Below are 12,468 nucleotides of genomic sequence, written 5' to 3' on the forward strand. Positions count from 1 at the left end.
GGGCTCTCATGTTCGAAATTCGTATTCATGGCCGCGGCGGGCAAGGCGTTGTCACTGCCGCGGAAGTGTTGTCCGTGGCCGCCTTCGACGAGGGCATGCATGCCCAGGCCTTCCCGAGTTTCGGGTCCGAGCGAATGGGCGCGCCGGTGATTTCCTACTGCCGCATCGACGACAAGGAGATCCGGCTGCGCGAGCCGATCCTGGAGCCGGACGCCCTGATCATCCAGGACCCGACGCTTCTGCATTCCGTTGACGTCTTTTCCGGCCTGAAGCGCGACGGCTACATCCTGATCAATTCCAGCCGCACATTCGAGGAACTCGGCATCGCCGACTTCGTCGCCAACCTGCCCGACCGCCAAGTCGTCGACATCGGCGCGACGGAGATCGCCGTCAAGCATATCGGCCGGCCGGTGCCGAACGCGGCCCTCCTCGGCGGCCTCGCCGCCATCACCGGCAGGCTGCAACTGGAATCGGTGGAAAAGGCGATCGGGGAGAAGTTTCCGCCCGCCCTTGCCAAGGCCAACATCGCCGCCGCCCGCGAGGCCTATGAACTCGCCAAGGCAGCCGTAGGGGAGCCCGTCAATGCTTAAGCAGACCGAAGGATCGCAGGCCGTCGCAGAGGCAGTCGCCCTCTCGCGGCCGGAAGTGGTATGCGCCTATCCGATCACGCCGCAGACCCATATCGTGGAAGGCGTCGGCGCGCTGGTGAAGGCCGGCACCCTGAAGAACTGCGAATTCATCAACGTGGAATCGGAGTTCGCCGCGCTCTCCGTCGCCATCGGCTCGTCGGCCGCCGGCGCACGCACCTATACGGCGACGGCCAGCCAGGGCCTCCTGTTCATGGCGGAAGCCGTCTACAACGCCGCCGGCCTCGGCCTCCCCATCGTCATGACCGTCGGCAACCGGGCGATCGGCGCGCCGATCAACATCTGGAACGACCAGACCGACTCCATGGCGCTGAAGGATTCCGGCTGGATCCAGCTCCATGCAGAAACCAACCAGGAAGCCGCTGACCTCCACATCCAGGCCTTCCGCCTCGCCGAGATGCTGTCCTGCCCGGTCATGGTCTGCATGGACGGCTTCATCCTCACCCACGCCTATGAGCGGGTCGACATCCCGACCCAGGAAGAGGTCGACGCCTTCCTGCCGCCCTTCGAACCGGTCCAGGTGGTCGATCCGGCCGAGCCCTATTCGATCGGCGCCATGGTCGGCCCGGACGCCTTCACCGAGGTGCGCTACCTGGCCCACCACAAGCAGCTCCGCGCCCTCGACCTGATCCCGGAGATCGCCGAGGACTTCGAGGCCCGCTTCGGGCGCAAGTCCGGCGGCCTGATCCATCCCTATCGCACCGAGGATGCGGAGACGATCGTCGTCGCCCTCGGCTCGGTCAACGGCACCATCAAGGACGTCATCGACGCCATGCGCGACGACGGCCACAAGATCGGCTGCGTCGCCGTCTGCTCGTTCCGGCCGTTCCCGCTGGAGGCCCTGCGCGACGCGCTGCACGATGCGCTGCGCATCGTCTGCGTTGAAAAGAGCCTCGCCATCGGTATCGGTGGCGTCCTCGCCTCGGCCGTGCGGATGTCGCTGCGCCGGCTCTACCGCGAGGTCTTCACCGTCGTCGCCGGTCTTGGCGGCCGGCCGATCACCCGCGCCTCCCTGCGCGACGTGTTCGAGCGCGCCGAGGCTGAAATGCTCGACGACGTCACCTTCCTCGACCTCAACTGGGAGGTCGTCAACGCCCATCTCGCCCGCGCCCGCGAGGTCCGCAAGTCCGGTCCGATCGCGGAGAACATCCTGAAGGCCATGCACGCCGACGAAGGTGCGGACATCGAAGAAGCGGAGGCAGGCGAATGACCACCGACCCCGTAAAGACCGAACCCGCTGTAGGCTCTGGCGCCCAGCAGAAGGTCAAGTTCTACCAGACCGGCACCCACACCGTCGGCAACCGGCTGCTCGACGAGGCCCAGCGCACCGTCCAGGCCTCCATGGACCGCTCCAACGCCATCACCTCCGGCCACCGCGCCTGCCAGGGCTGCGGCGAGGCGCTCGGCGCCCGCTATGCGCTGGACGCGGCGATGATGGCGACCGAAGGCCAGCTCATCGCGGTCAACGCCACCGGCTGCCTTGAGGTCTTCACCACGCCCTATCCGGAAACCTCCTGGCAGATCCCGTGGCTGCATTCCCTGTTCGGCAATGCGCCCGCGGTCGCCACCGGCGTTGCCGCCGCGCTCCGGGTCAAGGGCCGCGACAATGTCCGCGTCGTTGCGCAGGGCGGCGACGGCGGCACGGTCGACATCGGCTTCGGGTGCCTGTCCGGCATGTTCGAGCGCAACGACGACGTGCTCTACATCTGCTACGACAACGAGGCCTACATGAACACCGGCGTGCAGCGCTCCTCGGCGACGCCGCCGGCCGCCCGCACCGCGACGACGCCCGCCGTCGGCGACGAGCCGGGCAACGTCTTCGGCACCGGCAAGAACCTGCCGCTGATCGCCATGGCCCACAACATCCCCTATGTCGCCACCGCCAGCGTCGCCGACCTGCACGACCTGGAGGAAAAGGTGACCAAGGCGATGAGCATCCACGGCGCCCGCTACATCCACATCATGGTGCCCTGTCCGCTCGGCTGGGGCGCCGCCTCCCACGACACCATGAAGCTCGCCCGCCTTGCCGTCCAATCGGGCATCTTCCCGCTGTTCGAGGCCGAGCACGGCGAGGTCAAGACCGTCCAGAAGATCCGCCGCAAGGTGCCGGTGGAGGAATATCTGAAACCGCAGAAGCGCTTTGCGCATCTGTTCAAGGGCGAAGGCGACGTCGACCGCATCGCCGCCATCCAGCGCATGGCCGATGCCAACATCAAGCGCTTTGGCCTTCTCGACGGAGAGGAACGGTAATGTCCGGCAAGCTGCCCTTTGCGATCACGCTCGACCCCGGCACCAGCCTTGCCAACCACACCGGCTCCTGGCGCACCGAACGGCCCGTCTATATCGACCGCCTGCCGCCCTGCAACAATGCCTGCCCGGCCGGCGAGGACATCCAGGGCTGGCTGTTCCACGCCGAAAGCGGCGACTATGCCGAGGCCTGGCAGAGCCTTGTCCGCAACAATCCGCTGCCGGCCGTCATGGGCCGCGTCTGCTACCACCCCTGCGAGGGCGTCTGCAATCGCGGCCACCTCGACGAGGCCGTCAGCATCCACGGCGTGGAGCGCTTCCTCGGCGACTATGCGATCAAGAACAAGCTGGTCCCGCGGATCGATGCCGAACCCACCGGCAAGAAGGTGCTGGTCGTCGGCGCCGGCCCGAGCGGGCTCTCCGCCGCCTACCACCTGACCCGGTCCGGCCACAAGGTGACGATCCGCGAGGCCGGCCCGATGGCCGGCGGCATGATGCGCTTCGGCATCCCGAAATACCGCCTGCCGCGCGAGGTCCTCGATGCGGAGATCGCACGTATCGTCGACCTCGGCGTCGCGCTTGAGCTGAACACCAAGGTAGAGGACATCGAGGGTGCCTTCACCGAGGAAGGCTTCGATGCGGTGTTCGTCGCCGTCGGCGCGCACCTTGCCAAGCGCATCGACATCCCGGCCCACAGCGCCGGCAAGATCCTCGATGCCGTCTCGGTGCTGCGCGACATGGAGGTCGGCGCCGAACCGCCGCAACTCGGCCGCCGCGTCATCGTCTATGGCGGCGGCAACACGGCGATGGACGTCGCCCGCACCGCCAAGCGCCTCGGCGCCAACGAGGCGATGATCGTCTACCGCCGCACCCGCGAGCAGATGCCGGCGCACGAGTTCGAGGCCCGCGAGGCCGAGGAGGAGGGCGTCCTCATCCACTGGCTGCGCACCATCAAGGAGATCGACGAGACCACCTTCACGGTGGAGAAGATGACGATCGACGCGGACGGCCGGCCGGTCCCGACCGGCGAGTTCGAGACGCTGGAGGCCGACACCCTGGTGCTCGCCCTCGGCCAGGACGTCGACACCGGCTTCCTCACCAAGGTGCCGGGCGTCAACGTCGCCGGCGACGGCATCGTCGAGGTCGACGACCAGATGATGACCGGCCGCACCGGCCTCTTTGCCGGCGGCGACATGGTGCCGGCAGAGCGCACCGTCACGGTCGCCATCGGCCACGGCAAGCACGCCGCCCGCAACATCGATGCGTTCCTGCGCGGCGAGCGCTACGTCCACCCGGACGCCCACGAGCTGGCCGACTTTTCCAAGATCAACACCTGGTACTATGACGACGCGCCCCAGCGGGTGCAGGGCCAGCTCGACATCGTCCGCCGCCAGACCAGCTTCGACGAGGTCCTGAAGGGCTTCAACGAGGAAACGGCCCTGTTCGAGGCCCGGCGGTGCCTGTCCTGCGGCAACTGCTTTGAATGCGATAACTGCTACGGCATCTGCCCGGACAACGCCGTCATAAAACTCGGCCCCGGCAACCGCTTCCGGTTCAACTATGACTACTGCAAGGGCTGCGGCATGTGCGCCGCCGAATGCCCCTGCGGCGCCATCAAGATGGTGCCGGAGGAGGTGTAGCGCGGAGGTCTGACGGCGGGCGGCGCGTTCGTCGCCCGTCATTGCGAACGAGCGCAGCGAGTGCGGCAATCCAGGGCCAAACGCTCAGAGCAAGCTGCCCTGTATCGCCGCGTCGCCTTCCCGGGCTCGCGTCACGCGCCGCGCCCCGTCCTTCGGACCCTCGCGATGACGGGTGGTGGCGGTGCTTGTTTGCGCGCTCCTCATAACTCGGCGTCATTGCCGGGCTTGACCCGGTAATCCATGAGGCCTTTGAAATCAATCACTTATGGTGCGCCGTGTGTGGCGAGGCATCATGGACCACCGGGTCGAGCCCGGTGGTGACGCAGAGTGTTGGGATGCCGCAGTGTGCAAGCTGCGAACGGGATAGCACTGAGGCTGTTCCGGCCGCCGTCACGGCGACGGTCGCTGCCCGCCCGGCCTACCCGTCGATCCGCGCTGCGATAATAGCAATCGCCTTCTGGTACACCCCGGCCGCGTTCCAGCCCTGGATGGCCGCAAAGTTCGGCTGGCCGGGCTGGTAGCCGGCGCCGGGGCGCCAGCCGTGGCCTTTCAGGAAATTGGCCGTGGAGGCGAGGGCGTCGGGGCGCGAGCGGATCAGGTCGGCGCGGCCGTTGCCGTCGAAGTCGACGGCGTATTTCCAGTAGTTGGACGGCAGGAACTGGGTCTGGCCGAGTTCGCCGTGGCCGGCGCCGCGCATCTCGCCCCGGCTCAGGTGGCCCTTCTGGATGATCTTCAGGGCCGCATAGAGCTCGTTCTTGAAGAAGGCCGAGCGCCGGCAGTCATAGGCGAGCGTCGACAGCGCCGAGATGGCGTCCTGGTTGCCGAGATAGCCGCCGAAGCCGGTCTCCATGCCCCAGATCGCCAGCAGCACCCCCGGCGGCACGCCGTAGCGCCGCTCGATGCTGTCGAACAGCCGGCTCTGCTGGCGCTTGATCCGCTTGCCCTTGGCGACGATGGCGTTGGCGCCGCGCTTCTGCATGAAGGTCTCGAGCGACATCTTGAAGGAGCGCTGGTTGCGGTCGAGGTGGATCGTCTTGGTCGCATAGGAGACGTTGTCGAGGGTGGCGCGGATCGTGCTCTGGCGGATGCCGTTGGCCGCCGCCTCGCGCTTGAAGTCATCGACCCAGCGCTGGAAACCGGCGGAGGTGTTGCCGCATTTGGCGGCAAGCGCCGGCGCGGCGGCCGCGGCGAGAAAGGCGAGGGCGGCGATGACGCCGGCGATGGGGCGAACCATCAGATGCATGGGAAATCCTCCGTCTCATGCTGGCCCGTCCGGAAAACCGGCGGTGCGGATCGGGATTTTGCCGAAACGTCGCGGCGCTGTCACGACAGAACATCACCGGCGGTAAACATTGACGCAAATCCCCGGATTTCGGGGGTGAAATGCCGCTTTACTCCGAGCCGCGATGGAGGAAACCCGGGCCGCTGCCGACGATCTCCTCGTCGATGGCGCCGATCGCATTGCGGTCCTTGCCCTCGTAGTCGAACAGCATCAGCATGTGCCGGATGGCGTTGATCCGCGCGCGCCGCTTGTCGTTGGCGCGGATGATGGTCCAGGGCGCGTGGTCGGAATGCGACATCTCGATCATCCGGTCGCGGGCCTCGGTGTATTCGTCCCACATGCCGAGCGACTTGCGGTCGACCGGCGACAGCTTCCAGATCTTGAGCGGGTCGTGGCGCCGCTCGTGGAAGCGCACGAGCTGCATCTCCCGGCCGATATTGAGCCAGTATTTGATGAACAGGATGCCGGCCTCCACCAGCATGTCCTCAAAGCGCGGCACCTCGCGCAGGAAGGATTCGCTCTCCGCCTCCGTGCAGAACCCCATCACCCGCTCCACGACAGCCCGGTTGTACCAGGACCGGTCGAACAGCACGAACTCGCCGCTCGTCGGCAAGTGGTTGGCGTAGCGCTGGAAATACCACTGGCCCAGCTCCTTTTCGGTGGGCTTGGGCAGCGCCACGACCCGCGCGGACCGCGGGTTCATGTTTTCCACGAAGCGCTTGATGGTGCCGCCCTTGCCGGCCGCATCGCGCCCTTCGAACAGCATCACCACCCGGGCGCCGGTCTCGCGGGCATGGGCCTGCGCCTTCACCAGCTCGATCTGCAGGGCCTCCAGCTCGTCATCATAGGTGTCGCTGTCGAGCTTCTTGTCGTGCGGATAGCCGCCGGACGAGAACGCCGCCTTCCTGATTTTTTTAGGCAGCTCAGGATCGTCGAGGTCGAAATCCGTATACAATGCCGTAGATTTTTGACTGTCGTTCTTCATGTTGTCGTCGTGCGCTGGCTTCATGGTGCGATCGCAAAGGCGCGGTGAGTCGGAAAAGTGTAGCAACCCGGGGGCCCGCGCGAAACCGCAGCCGCGGATGGCTTGTCCCGGGGCGAAGCGGCGGCATCGGAGGAAACGGCAGTGCGCCGGAACGCAAAGAACGATAACGGGAACGACGCATGAGCGACCGCGACCGCATCGACGCGCCGGCGCCGGTCAGCGTGCCGGTGGCCCATGCCGCGCGCCAGCGCCTGGTCGAGGATCGCTGGGTGCTCGCCGTCGTCGCCGCCATCCTCGCCTGGCTCGTGTTCCTGCACGAGGTGCCGGTGGCCTATGCGCTCGGCGCCTTTGCCGCCGTCCTCTTCGCCGCCACCGTGATGCCGCGCCAGCGGGCGGTCAACCGGCTGGCGGCGCGCGGCGAGCGCGCCCGGGGCCTGTGGCCCGACACCGGCATGAAGGTGATCGTCGAGGCGCTGCCCCAGGCCGGCTTCCTGGTCGACCGCCGCGGCATCGTGCGCTACGTCAACGACGAGGCGCAGCAGATGTTCGGCCCGGTGCGGCCGGGCGACCCGCTGTCCTTCCGGCTGCGCATTCCCTCCGTCCTGGAGGCCATCGACCGGGTCTCGGCGGGCGAGCCGCCGGAGCGTATCCGCTGGTCGGAAAAGGTGCCGACCGAGCGCTGGCTGGAGGCCTTTGTGACGCGGGTCGGCCTCGCCCCGGCCGACACGGGCCGCGCCGCGCTGCGCGACGGCTTCATCCTCGTCGTCGTCAGCGACCTCACCGAACAGCGGCGGCTGGAGCGCATGCGCGCCGATTTCGTTGCCAATGCCAGCCACGAGCTGCGCACGCCGCTCGCCTCCCTCAGCGGCTTCATCGAGACCCTGCAGGGCGCGGCCCGCGACGATCCCGGCGCCCAGGAGCGCTTCCTGCAGATCATGAACGACCAGGCCGCGCGCATGTCGCGGCTGATCGACGACCTGTTGTCCCTGTCGCGGATCGAGATGCGCGCCCATGTCCGGCCCGACACCCTCATCGACCTCCACGATGTCGTCGACCACGTCGTCGATGCGCTGACGCCGTCGGCGAACGAGTTCGGGGTCGCCATCGAGACCGACCTGCCGGACACCCCGCTGGTCGTGCGCGGCGACCATGACGAGCTGGTGCAGGTGTTCGAGAACCTGGTGGAGAACGCCATCAAATACGGCAGCGACGGCGAGCGGGTGCGCGTCTCGGCCGTCTCGGAGGACATCGCCGGCGGCGACGGCTTCGTCACCGTCTCGGTGCGCGACTGGGGCCCCGGCATCGCCCGCGAGCACCTGCCGCGGCTGACGGAGCGCTTCTATCGGATCGACGTCGCCTCGAGCCGGGAGAAGAAGGGGACGGGTCTCGGCCTTGCCATCGTCAAGCATATTCTCAACCGCCACAGGGCCCACATGACGGTCGACAACGCTCCGGGCAGGGGCGCCGTGTTCACAGTTCGCATGGCGCGGGCGAAAATTCCGGGCGCCGACTCCAAAGCCGAATAAATAGTTAGAATAATCAATTGACTAAACTGTCATCAAACAGTCATTCAAGAGTCATAGAACGTTCGCGTGGCGCCATTAGCGTGCCGATCGGTGACGCGGCCCCCGGCCGCGGTCATTCATCACACAACCCCCTTCAGACGACCTACACATCACAGGGAGAGGTCACGTGAAATTCAACACTTATGCAAGTGTCGCCGCGTTCGCCATCGCTGGCGTGCTCGCCACCGGTGCCGCTGAGGCCCGCGATCAGATCCAGATCGCCGGCTCGTCCACCGTTCTGCCTTACGCCTCCATCGTTGCCGAGGCCTTCGGCGAGAACACCGATTTCCCGACCCCGGTTGTTGAGTCCGGCGGTTCGTCGGCCGGTCTGAAGAAGTTCTGCACCGGCGTCGGCGAGAACACCATCGACATCGCCAACGCCTCGCGCAAGATCAAGGACAAGGAAGTCAAGACCTGCGCCGAGAACGGCGTTGCCGACATCATCGAGGTCCGCATCGGCTATGACGGCATCGTCTTCGCCTCGGACATCAACGGCCCGTCCTTCTCCTTCACCCCCGCTGACTGGTACAAGGCCCTGTCCGCCAAGGTCGTCGTCGACGGCAAGATCGTCGACAACCCGTACAAGACCTGGAAGGACGTCAATCCGGACTTCCCGGCCCAGCCGATCATGGCCTTCGTTCCGGGCACCAAGCACGGCACCCGCGAAGTCTTCGAAGAGAAGGTGATCGTTGCCGGCTGCGAAGCCACCGGCGACATCGAGGCCTACAAGGAAGCCGCCGGCGGCGACGGCAAGGCTGCCGAGAAGGAATGCATGGCGCTGCGCACCGACGGCCTGTCGGTCGACATCGACGGCGACTACACCGAGACGCTGGCCCGCATCGACTCCAACAAGGACGGCATCGGCGTGTTCGGTCTGGCGTTCTACGAGAACAACACCGACAAGCTGCAGGTTGCCACCATGTCCGGCGTGACCCCGTCCACCGAGACGATCGCCTCCGGCGAGTATCCGGTGTCCCGGCCGCTGTTCTTCTACATCAAGAAGGCGCATATCGGCGTCATTCCGGGCCTCAAGGAATATGCCGAGTTCTTCGTCTCCGACGAGATCGCCGGCCCGAGCGGCCCGCTTGCCCAGTACGGCCTGGTCGCCGATCCCGAGCTCGCCCAGACTCAGGAAGCCGTGACCGCCGAAACCACCATGGGCAACTAATCCAGCCCACGGCTTGAAGGGCGGCGGCCTCCGCCGCCCTTCCTCAAGTTCCTGTCCCCGCCGAGGGTGGTCCTCCCCATGTCCCTTTCCGTCATTCTTTTGGTGCTTCTGGCACTGGCCGCGGTCGGCTATGTCCTTGGCCGCAGCCGGGCTCTCGGCTCAGCCGGCGGCGACATGCAGAAACTGCATTCCCTGCCGAGCTATTACGGATGGAACGCAGCGCTGATGGTGCTGATTCCGTCCCTTCTGGTCCTTGTCGCCTGGCTCATCGTCCAGCCGATCGTGATCCACAACCAGGTCGCCTCGATGATCTCCGAGGCCTCGATCGAGAAGAGCTCGCTCGACCTCGTCATGAGCGACGTCAAGCGCGTCGCCGACGGTCTCGATACGGCCGTCGAGGCCGGCGCCATGACCGCCGACCAGGCCGGCTCGATCCGCACCGAATTCACCGACGTCCGCGACCGCCTCGGAGACGTCGGCGTCGCGCTCGGCTCCGACGTCAATTCCGAGACCCTGCGCGCCGCCCAGCGCTACCGGGAGCTTGCCGGCACCGGCGCCCTGTTGCGGCTCATCGTCGTCGTCGGCTTCGGCATCGCCGGCCTCGCCTTCGCCTATCTGCGCAGCCACCGCGACTTCCGCGCCCGCAACGTCGTGGAACGGGTCGTGCGCTGGATCCTGCTCTCGGCCGCCTCCATCGCCATCCTGACGACCCTCGGCATCGTCCTGTCGCTGATCTTCAACACCATCGAGTTCTTCCGCGTCTATCCGGCCGCCGACTTCTTCTTCGGCCTGACCTGGAGCCCGAGCTTCGGCGGCGGATCGGAACTCGGCATCGTGCCGCTGATCTGGGCGACCCTCTACATCTCCTTCATCGCGCTGGCCGTCGCCGTGCCGATCGGCCTGTTCGCCGCGATCTATCTGTCCGAATATGCCGGCCCGCACGTGCGCTCCTTCGCCAAGCCGCTGCTTGAGGTGCTTGCCGGCATCCCGACCATCGTCTACGGCCTGTTCGCTCTGCTGACCGTCGGCCCGCTGCTGGTCGATGCCTTCGGCCAGGGCGGCCTCTTCGGCGTCGACTGGATGCAGGGCGCGTCCTCGGTGCTGACCGCCGGCTTCGTCATGGGCATCATGCTGATCCCCTTCGTCTCCTCGCTCTCCGACGACATCATCAATGCGGTGCCCCAGGCGATGCGCGACGGCTCGCTCGGCCTCGGCGCCACCCATTCGGAGACCGTCAAGCAGGTCATCCTGCCGGCGGCGCTGCCCGGCATCGTCGGCGCCATCCTGCTCGCCGCCTCGCGGGCCATCGGCGAGACCATGATCGTGGTGCTCGGCGCCGGCGCCGCCGCCCGCCTCAGCCTCAATCCGCTGGAGGCGATGACCACCGTCACCGCCAAGATCGTCAGTCAGCTCACCGGTGATGCGGACTTCGCCTCGCCGGAGGCGCTCGTCGCCTTCGCCCTCGGCATGACGCTCTTCGTGGTCACCCTGTTGCTGAACATCGCCGCCCTCTACATCGTGCGCAAATACCGGGAGCAGTACGAATGACCGACGCCACCCTCCGCTCCCCGATTTCGGAACCGGCAAGGAAGAAATCCTCGCTGCTCGCCGTCGATGCCCTGACCAAGAAGCGCAACCGCGCCGAGGCGCGCTTCAAGGCCTATGGCGTCTCGGCGGTCGTCATCGGCCTGCTGTTCCTCGTCGCGCTGCTCTGGGCGATCCTGTCCAACGGCCTCGGCGCCTTTTCCCAGACCTTCATCCAGGTTCCGGTGAGGCTCGACAGGACGGCGATCGAGGCGGCCGAGAAATCGGTCGTCAAGACCTCCAAATACCGCGCGATCATCAACACCGGTTTCCGCGCCGCCCTGTCCAAGGCCGGCATCGACACCGACATGGACGACCGCGGCCTGCAGAAGATGATGTCGTCCGGCGCCGCGGCGACCCTGCGCGAGTTCGTGCTTGCCAATCCCGACCAGATCGGCCGCACCGTCACCTTCGACTTCGTCGCCTCCTCGCGCGTCGACGGCTACCTGAAGGGCCGGGTCAAGCGCGAGGACCTCGTCCACGACAAGAATCTCGACGCCGCCCATCTCGACCTCGTCGACCAGATGCGCAAGGCCGACATCGTCACCAAGACCTTCAACTGGGAATTCGTCCTCGGCACCGACGCCTCGGACTCCCGGCCGGAACAGGCCGGCATGGGCGCCTCCATGGTCGGCTCCTTCTTCATGATGCTGGTCGTGCTCCTGCTGTCGCTGCCGATCGGCGTCGCCGCCTCGATCTACCTTGAGGAATTCGCGCCGCAGAACTGGTTCACCGACCTCATCGAGGTGAACATCTCCAACCTCGCCGCCGTCCCCTCGATCGTCTTCGGCATTCTCGGCCTTGCCGTCTTCATCCAGTTCGCGCATCTGCCGCAGTCGGCGCCGCTTGTCGGCGGCCTGGTGCTGACGCTGATGACACTGCCGACGATCATCATTTCCACCCGTGCCTCGCTGAAGGCGGTGCCGCCGTCGATCCGCGACGCCGCGCTCGGCGTCGGCGCCTCCAAGATGCAGTCGATCTTCCACCATGTGCTGCCGCTGGCCATGCCCGGCATCCTGACCGGCACCATCATCGGCCTTGCCCAGGCGCTCGGCGAAACCGCGCCGCTCTTGCTCATCGGCATGGTCGGCTTCATCGCCTCCAACTTCCCCGAAGGCCTCGGCGACGGCTTCCTGGCGCCGAACTCGGCGATGCCGGCGCAGATCTACGAATGGGCCAAGCGCGCCGATCCGGCCTTCTACGAACGGGCCTGGGGCGGCATCATCATCCTGTTGGTGTTCCTCATGGCCATGAACATCCTCGCCATTGTGTTGCGTCGCCGGTTCGAGCGTCGCTGGTAGTAACGAAAGGGCAGACCGATGAACGAACTGACACATGTCGACGAGGCTG

General features: G+C 66.5%; 10 protein-coding genes. 8 read left to right on the top strand and 2 right to left on the bottom strand.

The annotated features are described in order from the left end of the window. The first annotated feature begins 8 nt into the window (after positions 1-8). From M2319_RS03620 to M2319_RS03635, 4 genes are read left to right on the top strand one after another with little or no spacing between them, the layout of a single operon-like run. Positions 9-590, top strand: a complete 582-nt coding sequence (locus M2319_RS03620; RefSeq protein WP_264600076.1) for a 2-oxoacid:acceptor oxidoreductase family protein — start codon at positions 9-11, stop codon at positions 588-590. Next, positions 583-1,857: a pyruvate ferredoxin oxidoreductase gene (gene porA, locus M2319_RS03625; protein ID WP_264600077.1), complete on the top strand. Its 1,275-nt coding sequence runs from the start codon at positions 583-585 to the stop codon at positions 1,855-1,857. The genes M2319_RS03620 and porA overlap by 8 nt, the downstream gene beginning before the upstream one ends. After that, the gene (locus M2319_RS03630; RefSeq protein ID WP_264600078.1) at positions 1,854-2,897 is read left to right on the top strand and encodes a thiamine pyrophosphate-dependent enzyme; all 1,044 of its coding nucleotides are present in this window, start codon (positions 1,854-1,856) and stop codon (positions 2,895-2,897) included. Before porA ends, M2319_RS03630 begins: the two co-directional genes overlap by 4 nt. Beyond that, a complete protein-coding gene (locus M2319_RS03635; protein WP_264600079.1) occupies positions 2,897-4,534 on the top strand; it encodes an NAD(P)-binding protein in 1,638 nt (545 codons plus the stop codon). Before M2319_RS03630 ends, M2319_RS03635 begins: the two co-directional genes overlap by 1 nt. A gap of 418 nt (positions 4,535-4,952) precedes the next feature. Here M2319_RS03635 and M2319_RS03640 read toward each other — a convergent pair whose 3' ends face one another. Both M2319_RS03640 and ppk2 read right to left on the bottom strand, forming a co-directional pair. Beyond that, complete coding sequence (locus tag M2319_RS03640; RefSeq protein ID WP_264600080.1) at positions 4,953-5,777, bottom strand: lytic murein transglycosylase; 825 nt, start codon at positions 5,775-5,777, stop codon at positions 4,953-4,955. A 148-nt stretch (positions 5,778-5,925) separates the two neighbouring features. Then, the gene (ppk2, locus tag M2319_RS03645) at positions 5,926-6,801 is read right to left on the bottom strand and encodes a polyphosphate kinase 2 (RefSeq protein WP_264600378.1); all 876 of its coding nucleotides are present in this window, start codon (positions 6,799-6,801) and stop codon (positions 5,926-5,928) included. 179 nt (positions 6,802-6,980) lie between these two features. Here ppk2 and M2319_RS03650 point away from each other — a divergent pair, with 179 nt between their 5' ends. The 4 genes from M2319_RS03650 to pstA all read left to right on the top strand — a co-directional run bounded on the left by M2319_RS03650 (position 6,981) and on the right by pstA (position 12,419). Then, positions 6,981-8,327 (top strand): ATP-binding protein, encoded by a 1,347-nt coding sequence (locus M2319_RS03650; RefSeq protein ID WP_264600081.1) that lies wholly within the window; start codon positions 6,981-6,983, stop codon positions 8,325-8,327. Between the two features lie 166 nt (positions 8,328-8,493). Then, positions 8,494-9,534: a substrate-binding domain-containing protein gene (locus tag M2319_RS03655; protein ID WP_264600082.1), complete on the top strand. Its 1,041-nt coding sequence runs from the start codon at positions 8,494-8,496 to the stop codon at positions 9,532-9,534. Between the two features lie 78 nt (positions 9,535-9,612). After that, positions 9,613-11,082 (top strand): phosphate ABC transporter permease subunit PstC, encoded by a 1,470-nt coding sequence (pstC, locus tag M2319_RS03660; protein WP_264600083.1) that lies wholly within the window; start codon positions 9,613-9,615, stop codon positions 11,080-11,082. Continuing rightward, on the top strand, positions 11,079-12,419 hold the full coding sequence (pstA, locus tag M2319_RS03665; protein WP_264600084.1) for a phosphate ABC transporter permease PstA: 1,341 nt from the start codon (positions 11,079-11,081) through the stop codon (positions 12,417-12,419). The genes pstC and pstA overlap by 4 nt, the downstream gene beginning before the upstream one ends. Positions 12,420-12,468: the final 49 nt, after the last annotated feature.

Origin of the sequence: Rhodobium gokarnense, from assembly GCF_025961475.1 — a bacterium.
GTDB lineage: Bacteria > Pseudomonadota > Alphaproteobacteria > Rhizobiales > Rhodobiaceae > Rhodobium > Rhodobium gokarnense.

Coding starts and splice junctions, on each gene's coding strand:
- M2319_RS03630 (WP_264600078.1), top strand. CDS start 1,854: ATGACCACCGACCCCGTAAAGACCGAACCCGCTGTAGGCTCTGGCGCC.
- pstC (WP_264600083.1), top strand. CDS start 9,613: ATGTCCCTTTCCGTCATTCTTTTGGTGCTTCTGGCACTGGCCGCGGTC.
- pstA (WP_264600084.1), top strand. CDS start 11,079: ATGACCGACGCCACCCTCCGCTCCCCGATTTCGGAACCGGCAAGGAAG.
- M2319_RS03640 (WP_264600080.1), bottom strand. CDS start 5,777: ATGCATCTGATGGTTCGCCCCATCGCCGGCGTCATCGCCGCCCTCGCC.
- M2319_RS03650 (WP_264600081.1), top strand. CDS start 6,981: ATGAGCGACCGCGACCGCATCGACGCGCCGGCGCCGGTCAGCGTGCCG.
- ppk2 (WP_264600378.1), bottom strand. CDS start 6,801: ATGAAGAACGACAGTCAAAAATCTACGGCATTGTATACGGATTTCGAC.
- M2319_RS03635 (WP_264600079.1), top strand. CDS start 2,897: ATGTCCGGCAAGCTGCCCTTTGCGATCACGCTCGACCCCGGCACCAGC.
- M2319_RS03620 (WP_264600076.1), top strand. CDS start 9: ATGTTCGAAATTCGTATTCATGGCCGCGGCGGGCAAGGCGTTGTCACT.
- porA (WP_264600077.1), top strand. CDS start 583: ATGCTTAAGCAGACCGAAGGATCGCAGGCCGTCGCAGAGGCAGTCGCC.